We start from the raw sequence: 23,614 nt of genomic DNA, 5'->3' as shown, positions 1-23,614 counted from the left end.
CTGCAATACAAATTCCTATAGTACGTTTGGACATGGACTTGATGAGATAATAATGCTTGTAATGTTACTGTGCCAACGCTTTTGAATAAATAGGAATAATGGTAAAGGCATGATTATACTTTCTCGACTTCTTCGGGTAATATAGCCAGGTCAAGGGCATCTTCGATTTTGCAAATCGTCTCTATTGAAAGGTTCTCCGTACCCTTAAGGACTTTTGAAACATATTGCTGGCTGCATCCCATGCGTGTGGCAAGGGCAGTCTGTGTCATACCAATTTGTTCCATCTTGTCATACATCATCATGGCAATCTGCTGTGAACGGCGAAGCCACTCTTTGTTGGCACGTCTATATTCAGCTTTCTCACGCCATTTTGACGGAGTGGGTGACTGATGTTCTCTTAATTTATCAATAATTTTTATCATATATGCCTCCTTTTTATGGTCTAATTGGCATTATAAAAATCTATAAAGCTTTCGTTATCAACTATCCCTTCTGCTAGAAGAAAGTTTCTGACACATTCCATCTTTTTCAACTCAGTTGCAGTATGAGTGCGTTCTTCCATAGTTGCTGTCAGTTTGATAGCACCACCAGTAATGATGTATGCTCCTTCGGAAAGTCGGATGGCATAAATTCTTAGCCATGAAGTGTGATGAATATATCTTTTCAGACGAGCTTTCTCTTTATCAAGGAGCATGGCTGAGGTCTGATAGTTATTGAGAGGACGAAACAGAGTATCCAGGTCTGCACTAGGTGAAAGGTCCATTATCATGCACTCTAACCTTCCGCTATCTTCGATGGTGTCGGCTATGGCCTCATTCACATCTGTAATATGGAAATACGATGTAAGATCATTCATATTGTTACGAAAGAAATTTCTTAACCAGTCAATATCATTCCATTGGTCGAACAGTTTATCCAATACATTATCTATGCATCCATCGTATCTTACCGCCCATAGTCTTCCGTCATTTGTTATATCATCGAATGTCATATGGTGTGCTATTTTCAGTACAAAGCTAGCGATTAATGAGAAGAATTACAACTATTGAGTTGTAAAACTGTGTTTTATTGGAGATATTTAACATATTTCATTAAAGAGACGCCTGGGGTATGCAACGTTTTGGCTCAGGCAGAAAATAATTTTGCAAATAAATTGGTGGTTGGAAGGGATAAGACCCTACCATGATTTCTTAATCCGCAACTAAGTGGAAAAATAGTATGGTTTTGAAGAGGATGAGAAGTCGACTTCAATTTTAAAAAGGAGCCGTTTTATAGAAAGGTGGGGAAAGTTCATAAATCAAAGAAAATAATATTGCTATGAAACAATTAAAAATGATGTGTATCAAAGGATTCGGCAATAATGGAATAAAATATGTCTTCCAGTTGCACAAAATAGGATTTAGTTGGAAAACATTGAGTAGTGAACATTGTCACACGCCAACTTTACCGAAATCCAAACTTATTTGGGAAACATCGTACGGAGAATATTGCCTATGTTCTGTTGTATTGGCTGATTTCAGTGAGAATGGGATTTGGGATGATTTGAAGACATACTTGGAGTCAGTAAAGTCTTTTCCTAATGTTCGGTCTATCTTAATTGACGTGACCCCTGGAGAACAATCACCTCATCTGATAAATCATTTTTTCTCTTGTCTGTATATTGATGAGACTGACAAATTCCAGACAGTCCGAGATTTCATTAAATTATACGCTGATGCCGTAGATCGGAATGGTATGTTGTGCATGGATATTAATGATTTCTTTTTGGTCGTTCGAGGTCGCAAGATACTGTCTGTTGATATGTTCCCTTTCGAAAATATGCTTAATGAAGCAATAGAAAAGGCAAGTTGTTTTTATATTCCTGAAAATGAATATGGTATTATTTATTTTCAAACTTCTAAAAAAGAAGAATCAATAGTAAAAGAAGAATTTAATGCATTTGCCAGCTTTATGAAAAAAAGTTCTCCGCGTGCTGAAATCAAATTAAACTACAGCTATAGAGAAGATCATTATCTGTGTATATTACAAACGACTCCTATCTGATAGTGTTTAGTTCTTGACGGAATTTCAAGAAATCTAAATTTTGAATAGCGTGCTGAATGACGCTTTTACATTTTGTCAACCATTTTCCATGGGTCCAAAGGTGTAAAAGCGCTTTTATATTAAGACATCTTCCAAGTTGTTCTTTTGTATCTTTCGATGACTTTATGAGGGAAGTCAATAGGTCATCGAATGGAATTTTTATATTATTTAACCTTGAAAAGTGTGAAAAAATTGATTTAAATCAAAAATAATCCCTATCTTTGGCAGTACTAATGTACTAAGGACAAAAACTAAACAATCGCGTATTAACGCTAAAGTGCCATGATGAAAACAAGGGAAACTACAGACATCCCTTCACGTTTGAAGAAGGAGACGGGGGTGGATGTCTATCAATGCTATCAATGCGGAAAGTGTACTGCCGGATGTGTATTGGCGGCGGATATGGATTATCCGCCGTCTTATATCTTGCGTCTTCTTCAGACGGGACAGGAGTCGGATTACCGTCAAGTCCTCTCTTCGAATACGATCTGGATATGCCTGAATTGTGAAAACTGTATCGGCCGTTGTCCTAAAGAGGTTGACATTCCTGAACTGATGGATTTCCTCAGGCAGGAATCCAGAAAAGAAGGTCGTGTTTCCCCCAAAGTTCATCAAGTTATTGCCTTTCACCGATCTTTCTTGGATAGCGTCAGACACACCGGGAGACTCTATGAGGCAGGACTGGTGGCCGACTATAAATTACGGACAAAGCATCACCTTTGGCAAGACGTCAATCTCGTCCCCGGTATGCTCAGGCGCGGAAAATTGGGCTTCCTTCCGGAAATGGTCAAGGATAGGAAGAATATTACCGGCATCTTCAATCATACTATTGACAAAAACATTAAATAATTCTGTTATGGACATAGGGTTTTATCCGGGGTGTTCCTTGAAAGGAACGTCACGGGAATATAATGAGTCCGTGCTGGCTTTGGCCCGGGCTTTGGATACAGACATCAAAGAGATTGAGGACTGGAACTGCTGTGGTGCCACTGCCGCTCATTCTATGGATCGGAATTTGGCCTTAGCTCTCCCTGCACGTGTTCTCGCACTTGCCGAACAGCAGGGATTCCAGGAGATCGTGGTCCCTTGTGCCTCCTGCTACAACCGTTTGTCGGTAACACAGTATAAACTGTCCCAAGACGACGATTTGCGGAAAACCATCTGTAAGGCTATCGGAATGCCTTATCAGGGGAAGGTGAAAATATTGAATGTCATCCAGTTTCTTGACTCTCATCTCAAGGATAAAATCAAGGATAAAATTGTCCGTCCTTTCAAATATGCCGTGGCTTGTTATTATGGCTGTCTTCTCGTCCGTCCTCATCAGATCCTCCAGTTTGACAGAACAGAAGATCCCCAGAGTATGGATGAACTGATGCGCATGATCGGTGCTGACGCCATAGATTGGGGCTATAAGACAGAATGTTGCGGTGCCGGTTTGTCTGTTTCACGTACGGACTTGGTCGCGAAACTTTCGGGAAATATTGTAAAGGATGCTGAGGACAGAGGGGCAAAAGCCATTATTGTGGCTTGCCCGATGTGCCATTCCAATCTAGATATGCGTCGCCCTCAGATTGACGAATACCTCAAAGAGAAGTCAACGGTCCCCGTCATTTATATCACTCAGGCTATCGGACTGGCTGTGGGACTATCGCCTGAAGAACTGGGACTGAAACGCCACTTCGTAAAAACAACTGCACTTTATTAAATCAGAAAGTTATGTCAAGAATCGGAGTTTTCATCTGTCATTGTGGCGAGAATATCGGAGCGACTGTCGACTGCTCGAGAGTTGCGGAAGAGGCCGGGAAGATAGAAGGTGTAGAATTCGCTACAGACTATAAATATATGTGTTCGGAGCCGGGACAGAACCTGATCAAGAACGCCATCAGGGAACATCATCTGGATGGTGTCGTGGTAGGCTCCTGCTCGCCAAGAATGCACGAACTCACTTTCCGGCGGGCCTGCAGTGAAGCGGGCCTGAACCCTTATCTGTGTGAGATAGCCAATCTGAGGGAGCACTGCTCATGGGTACATGAGAAAGGAGAGGCGACGACAAGAAAAGCGATCGAACTGGTTACGGGACTGGTGGAGAAAGTCAAGAGAAACAATCCTCTCGCTCCCATCAAAGTCCCGGTCACGAAAAAGGCATTGGTCATCGGCGGGGGTATAGCCGGTATTCAGGCTGCCCTTGATATTGCCAATTGCGGGCAAAAGGTCATACTCGTAGAGAAAAGTCCGTCAATCGGCGGGCATATGTCACAGTTGTCTGAGACTTTCCCTACATTGGACTGTTCTCAATGTATTCTCACGCCTCGTATGGTGGAAGTGGCACAGAATCCGAATATCACCCTTTATACTTATGCCGAACTCGAAAAACTTGAAGGGTCAATAGGCAATTTCACTGCCGTGATCAGACTGAAGGCAAAGAGTGTCGATTACACCAAATGTACGGGGTGTGGCTTTTGCACGACCAAATGCCCCAGTAAGAAAATTCCGAGTGAGTTTAATGAGAAACTCGGTAATCGGACTGCCATCTATATTCCTTTTCCTCAGGCTGTACCCAACAAACCCGTCATTGACCGGGCGCACTGCCTGTATTATCAGAAAGGTGTTTGCAAGAATTGCTCGCGGGTATGTCCTGTAGGCGCTATTGAATACGACAAACCTGATGAATTCGTGACTGTAAATATCGGTGCCATCGTAGTGACGACAGGTTTTGATGTATTGAAGACTGATTTCTTTCCTGAATATGGTTATGGAAAATATAAAGACGTCATCAACGGTCTACAGTTTGAGCGTCTTGCATCTGCTTCCGGTCCTACATTAGGCGAAATACGCCGCCCTTCAGATGGGAAAGTTCCACAGAATATCGTTTTTATCGCCTGTTGCGGCTCCCGAGATCCGGCAAAAGGCATCCCATACTGCTCCAAGATCTGCTGTATGTATACGGCAAAGCATGCAATGCTGTACAAACAGAAGGTGCCGGAAGGCAAAGCTTCTGTTTTCTATATGGACATACGTGCAGCCGGCAAAAACTATGAAGAATTTGTACGTCGTGCTATCGAAGAAGATCATGTCAATTACATCCGTGGTAGGGTGGCGAGGATCTATGAGAAAAACGGAAAACTCATCGTCAAAGGTTCGGATACACTCCTCTCTGCACGGCCTGTGGAGATCGAGGCAGATATGGTCGTGTTGGCAACGGCCGGAGTAGCCGGAAAAGGAGCGGAAGAACTCGCACAGAAAATGCATATCTCCTATGATCCCTACCATTTCTTTTCGGAAGCTCATCCCAAACTTCGGCCTGTCGAGACGAATACTGCCGGGATCTTCCTCGCCGGGGCCTGTCAGGCTCCCAAGGATATTCCCGAGACCGTGGCGACAGCATCAGGTGCAGCTGCTAAAGTTGTAGCCCTACTGTCGAAAGATGAACTGGTCCGGGAACCTGTCGTGGCTGTCGTCAATCGCTGTGCGCCGCCCTTGTTCAGTACCTGCGTGGGATGCTTCCTCTGTCAGACGGCTTGTCCGTATCAGGCGATCGAAAGAGAAGACATCAAGGACAGGCGGTCAGGGAAGGTCATTAAGACCGTTGCAAAAGTCAATCCCGGTTTATGCCAGGGGTGTGGTACCTGCGTATCTTTCTGCAGGTCCAAATCCATCGACCTGCAGGGATATACCAATGAAGAAATGTATTCAGAGGTCATGGCTCTGTTGAATGATTGACAGTAGGATGGACGCATTGATCACTTTTATGAAGAATGAAGGATATGGAAAATAAAGATAATCATTTTGAACCTCGCATTGTAGCCTTTGTCTGCAACTGGTGTACGTATGCCGGTGCCGACCTTGCAGGGACCAGTCGGACCAAATATGCTTCCAACGTGCGGATCGTACGCTTTCCCTGTACGGGCAGAATTGACTTTATGCTTCTGCTCAAGGCTTTCAGCGGGGGTGCTGACGGCATCATCGTTTCGGGTTGTCACCCCAGTGATTGCCACTATACGAGCGGCAACTTTCATGCCCGCCGCCGTTGGATCGTCTTCAGGAATCTGCTCGATTTCATGGGAATCGACGTCCGGCGTATCACCTTCTCGTGGGTGTCTGCTGCAGAGGGTGCCAAATGGGCGGACGTGGTCAATAAAACTGTAGATAAGATCAGAGAATTGGGACCTTACACTGAATACCGTCAGGCAAAAGACTATGCAGAGGAGGCTGTACACTATGAGTAATCTGAAAGAAACTGCACGTTCTCTCTTTGAAGAAAGGAAACTGAAATTGATCATCGGATACCAGGAAGGAACGAGACGTCCCAGACCTTTCTTCTGCACTTCCGTTGACGATGTTTCCCAACTGATACTGGACGACCGTTGTAAAAATAATATTGCCGTTTACCTGACTCGGAAAGAGGTGTTGGGGGATGGTCCTGTGGGTGTTGTCGCAACCCCGAAGGTTCTGAGAAGTGCACTCCAGTTGCTGAGCGAGAATCAGATCCGTGAAGGCGAGTTTCTCTTCATCGTGGGGAAAGACGCTTCTGGCGTTGAGGTCATGGCGGATAAAGCGGCAGTACAGGCTTATGCCGATACCCATCCCGATGCGCCCAATCCGAAAGTAGAACAGCGGTTGCATGAGATCGAGGCAATGCCTCGTGAAGAGCGCTGGAAATTCTGGGAAAGCGAATTGTCCAAATGCATCCGTTGCTATGCCTGCAGGGCTGCTTGCCCTCTGTGCTATTGCGAGCGCTGCATTGTAGAGGTCAACTGCCCGCAATGGATAGATCCATGGGCTGCTCCGTTGAGCAATATGGAATGGCAGATCAACCGGGTTATGCACATGGCAGGTCGGTGTATAGGTTGCGGTGCATGCTATGAGGCTTGTCCGCTGGACCTGCCGATCAATCTGCTGACCAAAGAACTGTCATCGGAGGTGGCATCGGATTTTGGACAGACGGCATCCGGAAATGTGTTGTCCACTTTCAGTCCTGCTGATAAGGAAAACTTTTTCAAGTAACAGATATGAAAAGATATATTTTCGATAACACAAAACTCAGTGACTGGTTGAAAGAGATCATCAGGGTGGCTGATCGTGTCCTGGCTCCTGTGAAAGACGGAGAGAAGGTCTATTTTCGACCCATCTCTTCGCCCCGTGAAACTGACTATGATTCTGTGACCAGTTCGGAATCTGCAAAAGAGTCTGTGTTCCCTCGCACTGAAACGCTCTTCCGATTCAAGAAAGCGGGGCGGGATACAATCCTGTCGGAAGTTCCGACTGATGACTATCTTCAAACTGTCTTGTGGCGAGCCCGACCTTGTGATGCGGTCGGACTCAAATCTTTGGATGCCATTTTCAATTGGGATTTCAAGGATAAGATCTATAATTGCCGGCGTGCAAACCTGACCATCGTCTCCTTCTCTTGTCAGAAGGCAGATGAGTACTGTTTCTGTACATCTGTCGGGGGAGGCCCCGGAAATACTGAAGGGACGGATATCCTCGTTACTGTACTTGACAAAAACAAGGCATTGGCTGAGGTCATGACGGAGAAAGGTGAAAAACTGATTGCACTGTGCCCGGACTTGTTCACACCTGCAACTACTGATGTGGATAAATCTTCTGCTTTGGCAGAAGTCCCTGCGCGGTTTACCAGGGAACAGATCCACGAGCACCTTCAGCATGCCTTTGAAAGTGAGGTATGGAAACAACAGTCAGCCCGTTGTATCGGTTGCGGTGCCTGTGCCTTCGTCTGCCCGACTTGTGCTTGTTTTGACATTCAGGATGCCAAGAGTGGGCGAGAGGGAAAGCGGGTCCGTTGTTGGGATTCCTGCGGTTTTTCCCTTTTCACCCGGCATACCTCAGGTTATAATCCCCGCCCGACACAAAGCACACGTTGGCGGCAGCGTCTTCTGCATAAGTTTTCTTATATGCCGGATCGTCTGAATGTCTTCGGCTGCACAGGTTGCGGGCGCTGTTCCAGAGCCTGTCCCGTGGATATGAACCTTGCTGAACATCTGTATTCAATAGCCAATATCAATTATGAAAGATAATATATACTTGCCATACGTCATGGTCATTGACCGGGTCATCAAAGAGGCCCCGGGTGTCAAGACCTTCCGCTTGAAATTCAAGAACAAGGAAGAGGGCGAGGCTTTTACGTTCAAGGCAGGACAATTTGCCGAATATTCTGCTTTCGGTGAAGGGGAGTGCACATTCTGTATCGCCTCTTCTCCTACCAGAAAAGATTATGTAGAATGTACTTTCCGGAAAGCCGGACGTGTCACCTCAGGACTGGAACGTCTGGAAGAGGGGGCAACGATGGGTTTTCGTGGTCCTCTTGGCAATTTCTTCCCGATAGATGAATGGAAAGGAAAGAACATTGTGTTTGTTGCCGGTGGTATTGCTTTGCCTCCGATGAGATGTGTCATCTGGAATATTCTTGACCGTAGGAGTGAGTTCGGAGACATTACCATTGTCTACGGCGCTAAGTCTGAAAAGGACCTGGTCTACAAGCGGGAATTGGAAGAGTGGGCCAAAAGGTCTGACGTTCATCTTGTCACAACTGTAGACCCCGGAGGGGAGACACCTTCATGGAAAGGTGAGGTAGGGTTCGTGCCGTCTGTGCTCGAAAAGACGGCTCCTTCAAGTGCCGGTTCTGTCGCTGTGGTATGCGGCCCTCCCGTAATGATCAAGTTCTCGTTTCCTGTTCTGGAAAAATTGGGATTTGCCGATGACTGTATCTACACAACTCTGGAAAACAGAATGAAATGCGGTGTTGGAAAATGCGGCCGTTGCAATGTCGGAAAATATTATGTCTGCAAGGATGGTCCTGTCTTTACCAAAAAGCAATTGAATGAGTTGCCTCCTGAATTTTAGGAGGCTTCATTCTTCTTTCAAGTATTACTATTGTAAGTCTTAGTGTTTTTCCCTTTAACCGATAGCATGTTTCTTTTGAGTGTGCTCCTTTTAGAAAAAGATGGGGACGTCATCAATGTTATCAGTATATTGGGGAAAAGTCTTGTGGAATACAATAGTAGCCATCATGGTCTTAAGTTGCAGCCTTTAATAGTTTGAAAAGTTTCTTTTATGAAATCTATAGAACTCTCCTTCAGTCTGTGGAGCTCGTTCTCTGGGCTTGGAAAGTATGTTCCCAAGACTTGGGAACATGATTCCCATCGACTTATGAAGGGCGTTCCCAAGTCTTGGAGATGAGGCTCCCAAAGGATATGAAAGAATGTTCCCATATCGTTCGAGTTATTTCTGAACGGTATGGGAACATTGTTTGAGTAGGTCATTGATAGAGGGGTGAACAGAGTGGAGACATTGTGTTTTCCGCAGAAGGCAACCGCTCTCTCATCTGACTGCCATTAAGTCGGATGATCCGAAGCCTTCGATATTACATTCCGGTCCCTGTTCCTGTTGTTGTTCCTGTTGTCCCGGTTCCCAATTGCTGGCCTACGGATTGCTGTTCCTTAAACTCGTTGTTGACGCGGCTCTGATGCTGCTGGAACTGTTTCTTCGTATTTCCGAAGTTCCAGGTGATGGTCAGACTGATGTCCTGAATAGGAACGGTAATCTTCATCTTCTGTTCGTATGCATTTGAGTGCGTATACTGGTTGATCTTGAATTTGCCGGTGAAAGGCACGTTATAGCGCAAACTGATATTCAGTTTGTCATCAAAAAATTTCTTGGTGAAAGCAGTTGTGAAGAAACTGATTCCGCCATTGTATCCCTGAAGATTATATTGCCGGCTCTGTCCGAATATACCTGTACTCCATTGCAGAGCCCAAGGTAAAGTTTGTTCCAGTCCCAGATAACCATTGAATTGCCAACCGTTGTTCTTCTGATCCAGTTTTTTTGAACGGATATCCCCATAGCTCATACCGCCACTGAACATGATTGTCGTATTCTTTCCGAACATCATGCGCATGAAACTGTTGATATTGGTCCAGCGGTTGCGGATGTCATTGCTGTAGGTCGTATTGAGCAAATCCTTATCATCAATGAAAGTATATTCCCCAATCTGATTGTTGCAGATGCTTTGGCTTGCAGTCAGATTGAACAGGAACATCGGGGTATAGACGTTGAATACAAATCCGATGTTGTGTGATTTCTCAACTTCCAGGTTCGGGTTGCCATAAGTGAGTGCAGTAGGATTCGACTTGTCGACATACGGGTTCAGATAAGTGATGCCCGGGCGGAGAATATGCAGGGAATAGTTGAGTCCGAAGTTGACCAGCGGATTGATATTGTAAGTCAAACTTGCAGAGGGCACCAGATTGCCATAGTTTTTCTTATAGTCAGATCCTTTGCCCAGTTCATAACTGATGCTTTCCCAAGTATGTTCATAGCGCAAGCCGTCGCGGGTGCTGAATTTCCCGAAGGTGCCACTGTATTCGGCATAAGCAGCGCCAATGGATTGCTTATCCTGATAGATCATACTGTTGTCGGCATTGTACGTTTCCACCCCGTTGAGGATGTCATAGAATTTAGAATTGGAGCGGTTGATGTGATAGATATATTTGCTGCCCACACTCAGAGTCTGGCCTTTTCCCAGTGGCGTGACATAATCCAGTTGTACGGTATGTTCCCTGCTGTGAGGGTGGTTATCCGTGAGACGGTCACTGATGTCGAAGGCAGTAATGTCGGAATAATTCTTGTCGTAATAACTGTAGTTCTTCTGACGTTGGGGTTGGGTGGAGAACTGGTATGTGAGGGCAATGCTGCTGGTCCGATCATGGTTGAGGAAACGGGTATAGTCAGCACTGGCATCCAGTGAGAAATTATCCATCGTCATCAGATTCTGATTACTGTAAGAGAAGCCTTTACCGTAAGCGCCGCCGGTGATGGTCGTCGTCGGATGCCCCTCGTTATGGAGATGGAATTTCATCAGGTTCAGGGAAGCGTGCATACTGCTCATGGAATCCAGTTGCAGTCCCAGACCGATATTTCCCATTGCAAAAGGTGTTCTGTTCATCCCTTTCTGGTAGTAGCGCATATTGGTGCCATCAGACTGAGAACGGTCAAACTCCACTTCGGTACCCTTCTGCTTCCCGTAGTTGTACATTCCCATGGCGTTATAACTGAATTTTCCCTGTTGACCGCTGATAGACGCGGATCCGCGGACGCCCCTAGTGCTGGCAGTAGCCCCGATGCTTCCATTATATCCGTCCATGTTGGCATCAGCTCCTCCGTTCGCCCCATTGTGGTTGAGGACAATATTCAGAATGCAGGAGGTACCCTCGGCGTCATATTTCGCTCCCGGATTGGTGATCACTTCAATGTTCTGGACCATCGATGCAGGCATTGCCTTGAAAATCTGGGAGGCATTGGAATTGAACATAGGATTCGGCTTGCCGTCTACATAGATCTTGTAATTCGAATTGCCGTTGACTGATATGTTATCTTGTCCGTCGACGGTGACCATAGGTACTTTCCTAAGCATATCGAGGACCGTCTGTGATTTGGAATCGACATCTTCCTGCACATTATAAGTCATTTTATCGGTTTCCATTTTGACGAGCGGTTTTTGTGCAACGATCTCTACGCCCTTGAGAGCTTTGGAATCGTCCATCGTGTAAACCGTCCCCAGGTTGATGCTAGGTTCTCCGTTGATGGTAAACTCTTTGCGGATTTCTTTCTTGCCGACAGAATTAAAGGTGATGACGTAGGTTCCCTTACCGGAAACAGCCTGTTTGATTTCCCCGTTGTCACCCGTTACAGACATCGCAACAGGTTTGGTCAGTTGATTTCCTTTATAAACCCTGACGGTGGCATAAGGTTCAGTTTGATTGAGGAGAGAATCTTTGAGAACACCGGTTACGATGGTCTTTTGTGCCATGGCAGTCATGGAAAACAAGACTGCGAGGAGAATTAGTTGAATGCGTTTCATCTCTTTATATATTATTGCTTGCAAAAATACATAAATTTTATCATTTCGCCCTATAATCTTCTGGTATATAAATAAATATACTTTCATTTATTGTCTGCGGACCTGATCTTTCTTCTTGTTTTCAGCTTCTTCACCTTTTTCTCCTTATTTAAAAAGGCGATGAATTCGGATGTCGTGGAGGAGTGAGGAATATTGCCTGACGGACCGGAAGTTTGTTCTCGAAATACACTTATTCTGTAAGAAACAGGAGCATAAAAAACGATGAGGAAACGGAAAAGATATTTGAGCGAGTTTCAGGTTACGGTTAAAATGGACTTAGGATATCTTTCTGCTGCGTCTTCCACCTTAAAAGGCAAGAAGAAAGTCTAAAAAAAGACGGACCCGCAAGAGTCCGTCTTCTGATATTTAGAGTATTATTCAGAGTAAATTGAGTGTTGTCTTAGCAAACCTTATGAGCACCGTCACTGATAACGACAGGGATGACTTCCGGTTCATGACCATATTTCTCATCAAACTTCTTCTTGGCATCAGCGATGAACTTGTCATAAAATTCATCCTTGACCAGATTGATGGTGCAACCACCGAATCCGCCACCCATGATACGACTTCCCGTCACTCCGTTAGCTTTAGCAATGTCATTGAGGAAATCAAGTTCTTCACAAGATACCTCATATTCCTTACTTAGTCCGGCATGGGTCTCGAACATTTTCTGTCCTACAGTCTCATAGTCGCCTTTGTTGAGGGCCTCACTGACAGCCAGAACACGGTCTTTTTCTCCGAGTACAAAGTGTGCGCGCTTGTAATCCTCTTCACCCACTTCAGAACGTACTTCCTCGAGTTCATCCCAAGAGCAGTCGCGGAGCGTCTCCTTTTTCTGTCCGGCATGTTTTGCGGCAATATGCTTGACCACATTCTCGCAACTGTTGCGGCGGTCATTATAAGGAGAACCTTTCAGCTCGTGCTTGACCTTAGAATTCAAAAGGACCAGTTTGTAACCTTTCGGGTCGAATGGGAGATAAGTGAACTCCCGGCTGCGGCAATCCAAGCGCATCAGTTGGCCTTTCTTTCCGAAGACAGAAGCAAACTGATCCATGATGCCACAGTTGACACCGATGTATTTATGTTCGGTAGCCTGACCTGCAAGCGCCATATCCCATTTGGAAACCTTGTTGTCCCCGAAGAGATCATTCAGAGCGCAGGCAAAACAACTTTCCAAGGCTGCGGAAGAAGACATTCCTGCCCCCAGAGGAACATCACCGTAGAAAGCGGCATTGAATCCTTTTACAGGAACACCTAAAGCCTGCATCTCACGGATGATGCCGTAGATGTATCTTGCCCAAGTCGCATGAGGACCTTCAGGGTCATCTAAATTGAATTCCACGCGATCCTTTAAGTCAATGGCGTAAAGGATGACCGTTTGCAGACCGTTGGGACGTACCTCTGCCATGATGCCTTTATCGACTGCACCCGGCATGACAAAGCCCCCATTGTAATCAGTGTGCTCTCCAATGAGGTTGATTCGTCCCGGTGCCATATAAATATTTCCTGTCTTACTGTCAAAATGCTTAATGAAGCGGCTTCTTACTTTTTCTATATCCATAATAAATGTGTGTTAAGATGATAAGATGTTTTAATAGAAAAGAGAAAGGCGCAGCCATAGCGGCCACGCCTCAATATAGAATTTAATCCACAGGAATGTCCTTGTTTACATTCTTGGAACCTATGAATGCATAGAAGCACAGATAGGCAAGGGCGATGAAAGGTACGATGTAGGAAACCATATAACTGACATGGTCAGCGATGGAATTCTGGATCAGGGGGAGTACGCCTCCGCCGACAACCATCATCATGAATATTCCGGATGCCTTTGCCGTGTATTTGCCCAATCCTTCAGTTGACAGATTGAATACACTCGGCCACATCACAGAGGTGCAGAGTCCGCAGAGTACCAGGAACAAGGCACAGATAGGAACGGTGACCATTTGGAAAGATGAACCCGTGAATACAGGCATGCTGATCGTTGAGGACTTGCCTAAAAGGATGGCAAGGAAAATGAATACCATTCCTAAGATAGAGGTGAATGCCAGCAACTGTCTGCTGGATACTTTGCTGGCTATAAAACTAGCCAGGAATCTGCCGACCAGCATCAGGAACCAGTAGGTGCCGGCGATGAACCCGCCGATAGCTGCAGCATTGAGGAGTCCGCTGCCACCACCCTTCAGTGAGGTATCACTGATATAGAAATTCAATGTGCCGGGAATACCAACTTCTACTCCGACATAAACAAAAATTCCCAGAATTCCGAGGTTAAAATGACGGAAGCTCCAAGGGCTATGCTCAAAGACGGTATTCGCACCGGTCTTTCCCATCTCAGGATCCATGATAGGGATGAAAAGGAGGATGATGAATGCTGCCAAGAAAACGGTCATGGCAATATACATGACGAGGTTGACGTCAACCATTCTCGTGTTGGCTGTTACGGTTCCGATAAGAGAACCTACCAGCATAGGTGTCAATGTCCCTGACAAAGAGTTCAGGGTACCACCAATCATGTTCAACTGGTTGCCGCGGTTTCCACCGCCACCCAGAAGATTCAGCATTGGGTTGACAACTGTGTTCAACAGACAGACACTGAAACCGGAAATGAAAGCTCCGGCCAGGTACACGCAAAAACCGGAAATGCCTGCATCGAATTCTCCACTGAGAAATTGAACGAGGACACCTAAGAATCCGAGGGCGATACCTACAAGAGCTGTCTTCTTGTAACCAATTTTGGTAAGCATGGCTCCTGCAGGAATTCCCATAAACAAGTAGGCCAGGAAATTCATTGCATTTCCCAGCATGCCAATCATGTTGCTTCCCTCAAAAACATTCTTCCAAATGACCCCAATTGGTGCTGCCAGATTCGTTACAAACGAGATCATGGCATAAAGGAACATCATCGTGATAATGGCGATGATGTTACCCTGTTGTTTATTCGTATTTTCCATTTATAATTTTATTGATAATTTTCGCCTTATGATTAGGATTAGTCTATGACTTGGTTTCTACGCCAAATTTATAGATGGTTTTTTGGTGATACTCTTCTCCCGGATTCAGTTCAACTGAAGGGAAGTAGGGGTGATTGGGGGTATCGGGAAAATGCTGAGCCTCAAAACTGATGGCTGAACGACGTGGGAATGTAGCTCCGTTTTGTCCGGCATAGCCGTCAGCCCAGTTGTCTGTGTAGAATTGTACGCCCGGCTCAGTGGTATAAACTTCCATCGTCCTTCCACTGACAGGTTCTGTGACTTTGGCTGCGAAACTTAATTCTCCTTCTTCTTTCTTGTTGAGTACAAAACAATGGTCGTACCCTGCGCCGTTCTTGAGTTGTTCGTTGTCTGCATTGATATCCTGCCCGATGGGCTTCGGCGTGCGGAAATCAAAAGGCGTCCCCTTTACAAATCTGATTTCGCCTGTAGGGATGGAGGTGTTGTCTATGGGGATGTAATAGTCTGCATTGATCTGGCAGATGATGTTTTCAACATTTGGAGTGGGGTTGGCAATGCCTGCGAGTGAATAAAAACCGTGGTGAGTCAGGTTGAGGATTGTCTTTTTGTTGGTCTTTGCCAAGTATTTGATAATAAGTTCGTTGTCATCAGAAAAAGTATAGGCGACCCAGACGTTCAACTCTCCTCTAAACCCCTCTTCGCCATAAGAACTTTTATATTTCAGGACCGCTGCCTGATCGTTGATCCGTTGGACATCCCATACTCTTGCGTGAAAACCTGTAGGTCCGCCATGTAAGGAATTGGGTTGATTGTTGATAGCCAACTGGTATTCCTTTCCTTGAAGAGTGAATTTCCCTTTGGCTATCCGATTGCCGTATCGGCCGATAAGCGTACTGAGGAAAGGTTCCGGTGAGTTGATTACGTCCTTTATGTTGTCATGTCCTTGGATGACATTACTGAGTTTGCCGTTTTTGTCAGGTACCATGATTGCTACAAGAGCACCCCCGTAATTTGTGAAAGCCACCTCATTTCCCTGTTTGTTCTGCAAGATAAAGAGGTCTGTCTTCTTGCCCTGGACCGTGGTTTGGAAATTCTCCTTTTTCAAGCCACAGATTTTTTCCGTTTCTGTTGTGCTCATAATATCATTAAGTTTTTAGTTACATATTATATATGCAAAGTAACTAAAAATTCACGGAAATGACAAATTAAATTGATTGAAAATACGAAGATCCTGCGTTAAAAGAATTTAACGATTACCCGCTCTGATCTTTTCCCCGGAAATCCCGGTACTGTAGCGGGATGCAAGTGTTATGGTATTTGGAATGATCCCCTTAACTTATGGATCTAATGAGCCACTAAATCGATGAAATCAAAAAGTATATGAGCGGAAAACCTGTTTTTGACGAAGACTTTCCGCTCATATAACAGTAAACTGTGATAGCGTTTATTCGAGACTTCTAAGAAGGTCAGCGACGACATAGCTGGACCCCCCTACAAAAATGAAATCTTCAGGATCCGCATCTTCAAGGGCTTGATGATAAGCTTCGGCGACTGTCGGGAACGTTCTCCCGGTAAGGTGATGCTTCTTGGCCGTATCAGCAATGGTCTTTACCGGAAAAGCACGTTCACAACTGGGTTGTGTCCAGTAGTATATGCCGTCTTCCGGGAGCATGCCCATCACCGTGTTGAGGTCTTTATCGTTGACCATTCCGAAGACAATACGGCGGTGCTTACAGTCTTGAGTGGCGATCTGCTTGCTGAGGTATTGCCATCCGCCGACGTTGTGCCCCGTATCACAGATGACGAGAGGCGCTTCCTTCAATCTCTCCCATCTGCCTCTCAGACCAGTCATCTCGCAGACGTGGGCAAAGCCCTGAGCGATGCTGTCCACGTTCCTGATGATGTTCCTGTTGACGAGTTGTATGGCAGCTGTCAGGATGGTATTCGTGTTTTTGTCCTGATAAATACCCCCGAGTTCGCTTTTGATCACTCCGAAATAGCGTGTCTTGTAGATCCTTCCGCCGTCAGGGCTTGCCTTGGACGACAGGATAGCCGGAATATCCTCGGCATAGACAGCCTGTGCCTGCATTTCCTCGGCTTTTGATTCGAAGACCACTCGTGTCTCCGGTACGGTTTCACCGATAACGACAGGCACGCCGTTCTTGATGATACCAGCCTTTTCTCCTGCGATTTTAGGCAAAGTGTGGCCAAGGAACTGCATATGGTCGAAACTGATGTTGGTGATGATCGAGAGGATGGGGGTGATGATATTGGTACAATCCAGTCTTCCTCCCAAACCTACTTCTATCACGGCAATGTCGACCTTCTGGTCTGCAAAATATTTGAAAGCCATGGCCGTAGTCAGTTCAAAAAATGAAGGGTGGAGAGGTTCGAAGAAACTTCGGTTCTGCTCTACGAAGTCGACGACATACTTTTCACTGACCGGTTTTCCATTGACACGTATTCTCTCCCGGAAGTCCACGAGATGCGGAGAGGTGTAGAGACCGACTTTATAACCGTCTGCCTGGAGAATGGCTGCCAAGGTATGGGAACAAGATCCCTTGCCGTTGGTGCCGGCTATATGAATAGTTAAATAATGGGTATGCGGATGACCGAAATGTTCATCCAGTGCCAATGAATTTTCCAAACCGGCCTTGTAGGCTGGTGCACCCACTTTTTCAAAGACAGGGGTACTTTTGAAAAGATATTGTACGGTTTCCTGATAGTTCATAGTGCAGTATGAGAACAGCCTAAATGCTGTTACATTTTATGATTCCGATCGAGTGGATTTCTTCTGCTTCCTGCCGGCAATAGAGTTATAAATGCCATTCCCCGCATCAGCAGACACATTTTCACTCATAGAAATGTAAAAACCGCGACTGCCGGTAATGGGGCGTCGCGGTTTCCGTATGATCAATTGAACAAGTTCTTAATATGATCGAAGAGGGATTTCTTATCCACATTAGAAGACTTGAAGTTGTCACTGTTCTTGAAAACTTCCACAGCTTGTTTTTCTTCTTTGCTCAATGTCTTGGGGATGTAGACACTGATATTGACAATGATGTCGCCTATGCCTCTGCCATAACCCTGGACAGCGGGAAGGCCTTTGCCTCTGAGTCGGACCTGTTTGCCAGGTTGAGTGCCCGGGTCTATTTTCAAAGCTATTTTAGCGCCGCTGACGGTAGGGATTTCTACATTCCCCCCCAGGATAGCCGTAGGCAGATCCAGAAGCAGGTTGTAATAGAGGTTCTGACCGTCACGTATGAATGTGTCGTTCTGTTCTTCCTTGATGATGACCTGGATGCTCCCGCTCACGCCATTGTGGCGGCCTGCATTTCCCTTGCCCGGTACATTGAGGATCATACCGTCAGCAACACCTGCAGGGATATGGATATCTACAACTTCCTCGCCGTAGACAACACCCTCGCCGTTACATTTCTTGCATTTGTCTTTGATGATGATACCGTCGCCATGGCAAGTCGGGCAGGCGGCCTGTGTCTGCATCATGCCGAAAACAGAACGGACGGTTTTCACCGTATACCCTGTGCCATGACATGTCGGGCAAGTCTCGGGTTGTGCCCCTCCTTCGCAGCCTGTGCCATGACAGTCTGGGCAGTTGACATATTTCCGGACCTTGAATTTCTTGGTTACGCCATTCGCAATTTCCTGAAGTGTGAGGTGAACGGTCAATCTGAGGTCTGAACCTTTGGATTGAGGTGTCTGACGTGTCCTGTTGCCACTGAAGCCCCCGCCGAAACCTCCGAAACCATGACCTCCGAAGATGTCTCCGAACATGGAGAAGATGTCATCCATATCCATGCCTCCACCGCTGAATCCTCCGAAGTCACTTTGAGGACCGTTGAATCCGAACTGATCATATTGGCGGCGCTTGTCAGGGTCGTGAAGAACGTCGTAAGCTTCCGCAGCTTCCTTGAATTTTTCCTCTGCCTCCTTGTTCCCCGGATTACGATCCGGGTGATATTTGATGGCTAGTTTCCTATATGCTATTTTGATCTCTTCCTCCGAAGCATTCTTGTCGACACCGAGTACCTCGTAGTAATCTCTTTTTTCTGCCATGATTTTATTCGATTATTTTTCAACTGCATGATAGCTTCTCTACGGACAGGTGTGCGGTTTCCACGCTTTTCCGTCCAGTTTGATGCAGCCGTTTGCTTCAATGATATCCGAAACGATTATCGTATCTGAAAGGTCTTCTATGTGCAGATACCGACTCGCAGTCAACTCTTACTGCGGGCTGCCTTTATTGGCCTACAGCCACTTTGGCGTGCCTGATGACCTTGTCATTCAACGTGTATCCGGCCTGCACACAATCGATGACCTTTCCCTTTTTCTTGTCTCCCATTCCGGGTACGAGAGCTACTGCTTCCATATAGGCGGTATCGAAATCTTTATCTTTCGTCTCGATTTTCTTTACGCCGAGTGCAGACAGAACTTTCTGAAACTTCTTGAAAATCAGTTTCATTCCATCCTGCATGGCTTTAGGTTCACTGTTCTCATTCGCCAGAGCGCGCTCAAAATCATCCATGACGGGAAGGATAGCGGTAATCGTTTTCTCACTGCCGTTCAGGATCAGTTCTGCCTTCTCCTTGAGAGTGCGCTTGCGATAGTTGTCAAATTCAGCCACAGAGCGCAAGTATTTGTCTTTCAACTGTGCGATCTGATCTTGGGCTTCCTTCAAAGGATCCTTTTTCTCTTCCTTGTTGTTTTTGCCCTTTTCCTCTTCTGCCTTTTCGTCAGTTCTTGTTGCCCTTTCGTCTTTGCGGAAATTCTTGGACTCTTTATGATCTCTTTCTGACTGGGCGTTTTCCCGACACCCAGAGGCGTTGTTCTGATTATTTATCTTCTCTTTTTCTTCGTTTCTTTCTGCCATAGTCTTTTATGTTTAAATGAGATTCTCATCAAAGGAACTGAAACTTCTTCCTCCTGATTCCTATGTCATATCAAGCAAAATTCATGCCAAATTAAGAATACATTTTCTCCTTCAGACTTTTGATGTCTTCGTCATGAATGTATTCGTTGTAAGGCATTTGCTTGTCTATCACACCCTTTGGTGTCAGTTCGATGATGCGGTTGGCGACAGTTTCGATGAACTCATGGTCATGACTGGAGAACAGGACGTTCCCTTTGAAGGTGATCAAATTATTGTTGAAAGCCTGGATGCTTTCCAGGTCGAGGTGATTGGTCGGAGTGTCCAGAATGAGACAATTGGCTTTCTGCAATTGCATTCGGGCAATCATACAGCGCATCTTCTCGCCACCGGAAAGGACATTGACGTGTTTGAGAATCTCTTCACCCGAGAAGAGCATTCTGCCCAGATAGGCTTTCATCTGTACCTCATTTCCGGGACCGTATTGGCTCAACCATTCCACCAGGTTTTTGTCGCTCTTGAAGAATGGGGTGTTGTCCAGAGGCAGATAAGCTGTGGTAATCGTCACTCCCCATTTATAAATTCCGGCATCAGCTTTCCTGTTGCCGTTGATGATTTCAAAGAGGGTGGTCATTGCTCTCGGATTATGAGACAGGAAGATCACTTTCTGGCCTTTTTCAATAGTGAACTTGACATTGTCAAAGAGGACGGTACCGTCTTCATCCAAAGCTTTCAGACCCTCGACTTCAAGTATCTGAGTTCCCGGCTCCCGTTCCATTTCGAAGATGATCCCGGGATACTTGCGACTTGAAGGCCGGATCTCATCAATGCTGATTTTCGCCAGCATCTTCTTCCGGGAGGTTGTCTGTTTGCTCTTGGAAGCATTGGCAGAAAACCTGCGTATGAATTCTTCCAGTTGTTTCTTTTTCTCTTCAGCTTTCATCCTCTGGTTCTGGGCTTGTCTCAAAGCCAACTGAGAACTTTCATACCAGAAGGAATAGTTGCCTGCGAACATGGTGATCTTACCATAGTCAATATCTACTGTTTGGGTAGAGACGGCATCCAGAAAATGCCGGTCATGGCTCACCACAAGAACCGTCTGTTCTACTTCCCCGAGATAGTCTTCGAGCCATTCGACCGTATCCAGATCCAAGTCATTGGTAGGTTCATCGAGAAGCAAGTTCTCCGGTTTCCCGAAGAGTGCTTTCGCCAGCATTACACGGACTTTCTGGTTATTGGAGAGGGCATCCATCTTCTCGTTATGGAATTTCTCAGGAATACCCAAGTTCTGCAATAACTGAGCGGCGTCAGATTCTGCAGACCACCCGTTCATCTCAGAAAACTTTTCCTCAAGTTCAGCGGCGCGGTTCCCGTCTTCTTCCGTCATTTCGGGTTTTGCATAGAGCGCTTCCCGCTCTTTCATGTTCTTCCATAGAGGCTGATGTCCCATCAGCACAGTATCCAGTACCCGAAATTCATCATATTTGAAGTGATCCTGCTCCAAAATGGAAAGTCGTTCGCCCGGTCCCATTTCTATAGTCCCCTTATTGGGCTCAAGGTCTCCACTGATAGCGCGGAGTAAAGTTGACTTACCGGCACCGTTGGCACCGATGATACCATAGATATTGCCATGAGTGAATTTAAGGTTGACGTCCTTGTAGAGTACTCTCTTTCCAAATTGGATGGCAAGATTTGTTACTATAATCATTTTCTAATACCTTATTGTATGATAATTTTGTGTACAAAGTTATAAAAAAGAATCGAGAAGCCCGTATGTTTAGGAATTCTTTTGTACTTTTGTAAAAGTTATAAAGCATTCCGGTGTTTTCTGACCGACAGATAGAAGAGTTATAAAAATTTCCTGTATCTCAAATTTGGGAGCAGGGGTGCTTCTTATTGCATCCGGCATGCAGAATTCGTGAAAAGATATGCAACTTTTGATTTTAGACTTTGATGGCACGATAGGGGATACCAGTGCTCTGATCACCAGCACAATGCAGAAGACCCTTAGGGAACTGCAGCTGCCGGTCTGTTCTGTAGAAGATTGTACCCGGACTATCGGACTCCCGTTGGAACAAAGTTTTATGGAAGTACTTCATTCCTCGGATCTGGTGGTGGGGAAGCAATGCGCAGAGGTTTATCGCCGCATCTTTTCTGCAAGCCACCAACCTGGAGTTGTACCGGTGTTTCCACACGTTTTGGAGAGTATCCGCTTTTTCTACAAGGAGGGGATTACCGTCACCTTGGCAAGCAGTAGAGGACATGCTTCCCTACAGGCGTTTGTCAAGGAGATGCATCTGGAATCGTATATCTCATACATCCTGGGGGCTGATGATGTCAGGAAATCCAAACCTGATCCTTATCCTGTTCAGAAAATCCTCCGCATCTTTTCTGTCAAACCTCAGAATGCCTTGGTGGTGGGGGATACCAAATTTGACATTCTCATGGGAAAGCGTGCCGGTGCAAAAACCTGTGGCGTGACTTATGGCAATGGGCTTCGGAAAGAACTTGAACAGGCGGGGGCTGATGCAATAGTTGATGATTTCGGACAAATCCCCGTACTTTTGGATGATAGAACAGATTATGAATAAGAATTTCAATGATGAAAGCCATTATACCTTTTATCAAGTGAGTCGTCCTGCCCGACTGCTCGAATGGCTTTTGGAGAATATAAAAGGGCAGAGTAAAACAAAGATCAAGGAAACGCTCAGGGGCAGCGGCATTACTGTCGATGGATTTCCTGTCACCCGTTTTGATTATCCCCTTCAACCGGGAATGAAAGTAGGGGTGTCTAAATCCAAACAAGTGAGGACACCACAGAACCCGTATGTCGATGTTGTCTATGAAGATCGGGATTTGATTGTCGTTGAGAAAAATGCGGGAATACTCTCTATGGCTGCAGGTCATTCTTCGCTGAATGTCAAATCAGTGCTGGATCAATATTTCAGGAATACGAAGCAATTGTGCCATGCACATGTCGTGCACCGCCTTGACAGGGATACGAGTGGCCTGATGATCTATGCCAAGAATATGCAGATTGCCTTGCAGTTGGAGAAGGACTGGCATCATACGGTCTATGACCGCCGTTACGTGGCTGTGCTGAGCGGTGTGGTGGAGCAGGATACCGGAACGATAAAGAGTTGGCTGACTGAAGATGCGGCTTATACCATAGTCTCCTCTGAAACTGATAATGGGGGAAAGTATGCTGTGACTCATTATCATGTACTCAGTCGGACAGACCGTTACTCACTGGTAGAATTCCGTCTTGAGACTGGGCGGAAAAACCAGATACGTGTCCATGCCGCTGACATGGGACATCCGGTATGCGGGGATCCTAAATATGGCAATGGAGATAATCCTTGTCACCGTCTGTGTCTCCATGCCTATATCTTATGTTTCTATCATCCAGTGACCGGCGAACGTATGGAGTTCAAAGCTCCCATTCCACATAGTTTCCAACGCCTGTTCGAAACGGTAGAGGATATTCCGAAGAAAGACAATTTTAAGAGATAGTTATTTCCCGCTCATCTAATCACTCATTCGAAACGATTTTAATACACCAATTATGCACCAGTTTGTTTACTACATTTTTGCCCTTATTGTACTTATCGTTGCCTTTCTGATATTGAAGAAAGTCGCCAGTTGTCTGATCAAGTCTGTCGTGATGGTTGCTTTGGTCGCCCTTCTCGTATTTCTCTATTTTGCCTATATTAAATGACATGAACTGAAATACTTTCTGGTGCTTATGTCCTGAAAGGGCATAGGATAGACAGGTAT

The 23,614-nt window shown here is 45.7% G+C and carries 21 protein-coding genes; 10 read left to right on the top strand and 11 right to left on the bottom strand.

Features of this window, described 5'->3' with window-relative positions; translation table 11 throughout:
• Positions 1–113: 113 nt before the first annotated feature.
• Together NG821_RS00200 and NG821_RS00195 are read right to left on the bottom strand one after the other, a co-directional pair.
• Positions 114–422, bottom strand: a complete 309-nt coding sequence (locus NG821_RS00200; protein WP_252759643.1) for a helix-turn-helix domain-containing protein — start codon at positions 420–422, stop codon at positions 114–116.
• A 20-nt stretch (positions 423–442) separates the two neighbouring features.
• Positions 443–991, bottom strand: coding sequence for a hypothetical protein (locus NG821_RS00195; RefSeq protein WP_252759642.1), 549 nt, complete (start codon positions 989–991; stop codon positions 443–445).
• Positions 992–1,317: 326 nt separating this feature from the next.
• Here NG821_RS00195 and NG821_RS00190 point away from each other — a divergent pair, with 326 nt between their 5' ends.
• The 8 genes from NG821_RS00190 (at position 1,318) to NG821_RS00155 (ending at position 8,943) form a co-directional block, all read left to right on the top strand.
• Positions 1,318–2,043 (top strand): hypothetical protein, encoded by a 726-nt coding sequence (locus NG821_RS00190; RefSeq protein WP_252759641.1) that lies wholly within the window; start codon positions 1,318–1,320, stop codon positions 2,041–2,043.
• A 321-nt stretch (positions 2,044–2,364) separates the two neighbouring features.
• Entirely contained in the window at positions 2,365–2,931 is a 567-nt protein-coding gene (locus NG821_RS00185) for a 4Fe-4S dicluster domain-containing protein (RefSeq protein ID WP_252759640.1), read from the top strand.
• Between the two features lie 7 nt (positions 2,932–2,938).
• Complete coding sequence (locus tag NG821_RS00180) at positions 2,939–3,787, top strand: CoB--CoM heterodisulfide reductase iron-sulfur subunit B family protein (protein ID WP_252759639.1); 849 nt, start codon at positions 2,939–2,941, stop codon at positions 3,785–3,787.
• Between the two features lie 11 nt (positions 3,788–3,798).
• Positions 3,799–5,802: a CoB--CoM heterodisulfide reductase iron-sulfur subunit A family protein gene (locus NG821_RS00175; RefSeq protein ID WP_252759638.1), complete on the top strand. Its 2,004-nt coding sequence runs from the start codon at positions 3,799–3,801 to the stop codon at positions 5,800–5,802.
• A gap of 44 nt (positions 5,803–5,846) precedes the next feature.
• Positions 5,847–6,308, top strand: a complete 462-nt coding sequence (locus tag NG821_RS00170; RefSeq protein ID WP_252759637.1) for a hydrogenase iron-sulfur subunit — start codon at positions 5,847–5,849, stop codon at positions 6,306–6,308.
• Positions 6,301–7,086, top strand: a complete 786-nt coding sequence (locus NG821_RS00165) for a 4Fe-4S binding protein (RefSeq protein WP_252759636.1) — start codon at positions 6,301–6,303, stop codon at positions 7,084–7,086. The genes NG821_RS00170 and NG821_RS00165 overlap by 8 nt, the downstream gene beginning before the upstream one ends.
• Positions 7,087–7,091: 5 nt before the next feature.
• Entirely contained in the window at positions 7,092–8,117 is a 1,026-nt protein-coding gene (locus NG821_RS00160) for a 4Fe-4S dicluster domain-containing protein (RefSeq protein ID WP_252759635.1), read from the top strand.
• Positions 8,107–8,943 (top strand): FAD/NAD(P)-binding protein, encoded by an 837-nt coding sequence (locus NG821_RS00155; protein ID WP_252759634.1) that lies wholly within the window; start codon positions 8,107–8,109, stop codon positions 8,941–8,943. Before NG821_RS00160 ends, NG821_RS00155 begins: the two co-directional genes overlap by 11 nt.
• Positions 8,944–9,463: 520 nt before the next feature.
• Here NG821_RS00155 and NG821_RS00150 read toward each other — a convergent pair.
• The 8 genes from NG821_RS00150 to NG821_RS00115 all read right to left on the bottom strand — a co-directional run bounded on the left by NG821_RS00150 (position 9,464) and on the right by NG821_RS00115 (position 21,545).
• Complete coding sequence (locus NG821_RS00150; protein ID WP_252759633.1) at positions 9,464–11,959, bottom strand: TonB-dependent receptor domain-containing protein; 2,496 nt, start codon at positions 11,957–11,959, stop codon at positions 9,464–9,466.
• 439 nt (positions 11,960–12,398) lie between these two features.
• On the bottom strand, positions 12,399–13,559 hold the full coding sequence (gene galK / locus NG821_RS00145; protein WP_252759632.1) for a galactokinase: 1,161 nt from the start codon (positions 13,557–13,559) through the stop codon (positions 12,399–12,401).
• Positions 13,560–13,641: 82 nt separating this feature from the next.
• Entirely contained in the window at positions 13,642–14,949 is a 1,308-nt protein-coding gene (locus NG821_RS00140) for an MFS transporter (RefSeq protein ID WP_252759631.1), read from the bottom strand.
• A 43-nt stretch (positions 14,950–14,992) separates the two neighbouring features.
• Positions 14,993–16,087, bottom strand: coding sequence for an aldose epimerase family protein (locus NG821_RS00135; RefSeq protein ID WP_262921844.1), 1,095 nt, complete (start codon positions 16,085–16,087; stop codon positions 14,993–14,995).
• Between the two features lie 306 nt (positions 16,088–16,393).
• Entirely contained in the window at positions 16,394–17,680 is a 1,287-nt protein-coding gene (locus NG821_RS00130) for a bifunctional folylpolyglutamate synthase/dihydrofolate synthase (protein WP_252759630.1), read from the bottom strand.
• Between the two features lie 182 nt (positions 17,681–17,862).
• Positions 17,863–19,026 (bottom strand): molecular chaperone DnaJ, encoded by a 1,164-nt coding sequence (dnaJ, locus tag NG821_RS00125; protein WP_252759629.1) that lies wholly within the window; start codon positions 19,024–19,026, stop codon positions 17,863–17,865.
• Between the two features lie 184 nt (positions 19,027–19,210).
• Complete coding sequence (locus NG821_RS00120) at positions 19,211–19,840, bottom strand: nucleotide exchange factor GrpE (RefSeq protein ID WP_252759628.1); 630 nt, start codon at positions 19,838–19,840, stop codon at positions 19,211–19,213.
• 91 nt (positions 19,841–19,931) lie between these two features.
• Positions 19,932–21,545 carry an ABC-F family ATP-binding cassette domain-containing protein gene (locus NG821_RS00115; RefSeq protein WP_252759627.1) on the bottom strand — a complete coding sequence of 538 codons (1,614 nt, stop codon included), beginning with the start codon at positions 21,543–21,545 and terminating at the stop codon, positions 19,932–19,934.
• Positions 21,546–21,765: 220 nt separating this feature from the next.
• Here NG821_RS00115 and NG821_RS00110 point away from each other — a divergent pair, with 220 nt between their 5' ends.
• Both NG821_RS00110 and NG821_RS00105 read left to right on the top strand, forming a co-directional pair.
• Complete coding sequence (locus tag NG821_RS00110; protein ID WP_252759626.1) at positions 21,766–22,428, top strand: HAD family hydrolase; 663 nt, start codon at positions 21,766–21,768, stop codon at positions 22,426–22,428.
• Positions 22,418–23,350, top strand: a complete 933-nt coding sequence (locus NG821_RS00105) for an RluA family pseudouridine synthase (protein ID WP_394802042.1) — start codon at positions 22,418–22,420, stop codon at positions 23,348–23,350. The genes NG821_RS00110 and NG821_RS00105 overlap by 11 nt, the downstream gene beginning before the upstream one ends.
• A 19-nt stretch (positions 23,351–23,369) precedes the next feature.
• On the opposite strand, the gene NG821_RS00100 is transcribed toward NG821_RS00105, so the two are convergent.
• Positions 23,370–23,558, bottom strand: coding sequence for a hypothetical protein (locus NG821_RS00100; RefSeq protein WP_252759624.1), 189 nt, complete (start codon positions 23,556–23,558; stop codon positions 23,370–23,372).
• Positions 23,559–23,614 lie beyond the last annotated feature (56 nt).

The organism is Segatella cerevisiae, from assembly GCF_024054555.1.
In the GTDB taxonomy this organism is placed as follows: Bacteria; Bacteroidota; Bacteroidia; order Bacteroidales; family Bacteroidaceae; genus Prevotella; species Prevotella cerevisiae.
The sequence above is the reverse complement of the archived record's forward strand: the minus strand, read 5'-3'. Positions and strand labels throughout refer to the sequence as shown.

Excerpts from the sequence above, each read along its gene's own strand:
- NG821_RS00200 (WP_252759643.1), bottom strand. The coding sequence starts at position 422 with ATGATAAAAATTATTGATAAATTAAGAGAACATCAGTCACCCACTCCG.
- NG821_RS00195 (WP_252759642.1), bottom strand. The coding sequence starts at position 991 with ATGACATTCGATGATATAACAAATGACGGAAGACTATGGGCGGTAAGA.
- NG821_RS00190 (WP_252759641.1), top strand. The coding sequence starts at position 1,318 with ATGAAACAATTAAAAATGATGTGTATCAAAGGATTCGGCAATAATGGA.
- NG821_RS00185 (WP_252759640.1), top strand. The coding sequence starts at position 2,365 with ATGATGAAAACAAGGGAAACTACAGACATCCCTTCACGTTTGAAGAAG.
- NG821_RS00180 (WP_252759639.1), top strand. The coding sequence starts at position 2,939 with ATGGACATAGGGTTTTATCCGGGGTGTTCCTTGAAAGGAACGTCACGG.
- NG821_RS00175 (WP_252759638.1), top strand. The coding sequence starts at position 3,799 with ATGTCAAGAATCGGAGTTTTCATCTGTCATTGTGGCGAGAATATCGGA.
- NG821_RS00170 (WP_252759637.1), top strand. The coding sequence starts at position 5,847 with ATGGAAAATAAAGATAATCATTTTGAACCTCGCATTGTAGCCTTTGTC.
- NG821_RS00165 (WP_252759636.1), top strand. The coding sequence starts at position 6,301 with ATGAGTAATCTGAAAGAAACTGCACGTTCTCTCTTTGAAGAAAGGAAA.
- NG821_RS00160 (WP_252759635.1), top strand. The coding sequence starts at position 7,092 with ATGAAAAGATATATTTTCGATAACACAAAACTCAGTGACTGGTTGAAA.
- NG821_RS00155 (WP_252759634.1), top strand. The coding sequence starts at position 8,107 with ATGAAAGATAATATATACTTGCCATACGTCATGGTCATTGACCGGGTC.
- NG821_RS00150 (WP_252759633.1), bottom strand. The coding sequence starts at position 11,959 with ATGAAACGCATTCAACTAATTCTCCTCGCAGTCTTGTTTTCCATGACT.
- galK (WP_252759632.1), bottom strand. The coding sequence starts at position 13,559 with ATGGATATAGAAAAAGTAAGAAGCCGCTTCATTAAGCATTTTGACAGT.
- NG821_RS00140 (WP_252759631.1), bottom strand. The coding sequence starts at position 14,949 with ATGGAAAATACGAATAAACAACAGGGTAACATCATCGCCATTATCACG.
- NG821_RS00135 (WP_262921844.1), bottom strand. The coding sequence starts at position 16,087 with ATGAGCACAACAGAAACGGAAAAAATCTGTGGCTTGAAAAAGGAGAAT.
- NG821_RS00130 (WP_252759630.1), bottom strand. The coding sequence starts at position 17,680 with ATGAACTATCAGGAAACCGTACAATATCTTTTCAAAAGTACCCCTGTC.
- dnaJ (WP_252759629.1), bottom strand. The coding sequence starts at position 19,026 with ATGGCAGAAAAAAGAGATTACTACGAGGTACTCGGTGTCGACAAGAAT.
- NG821_RS00120 (WP_252759628.1), bottom strand. The coding sequence starts at position 19,840 with ATGGCAGAAAGAAACGAAGAAAAAGAGAAGATAAATAATCAGAACAAC.
- NG821_RS00115 (WP_252759627.1), bottom strand. The coding sequence starts at position 21,545 with ATGATTATAGTAACAAATCTTGCCATCCAATTTGGAAAGAGAGTACTC.
- NG821_RS00110 (WP_252759626.1), top strand. The coding sequence starts at position 21,766 with ATGCAACTTTTGATTTTAGACTTTGATGGCACGATAGGGGATACCAGT.
- NG821_RS00100 (WP_252759624.1), bottom strand. The coding sequence starts at position 23,558 with ATGTCATTTAATATAGGCAAAATAGAGAAATACGAGAAGGGCGACCAA.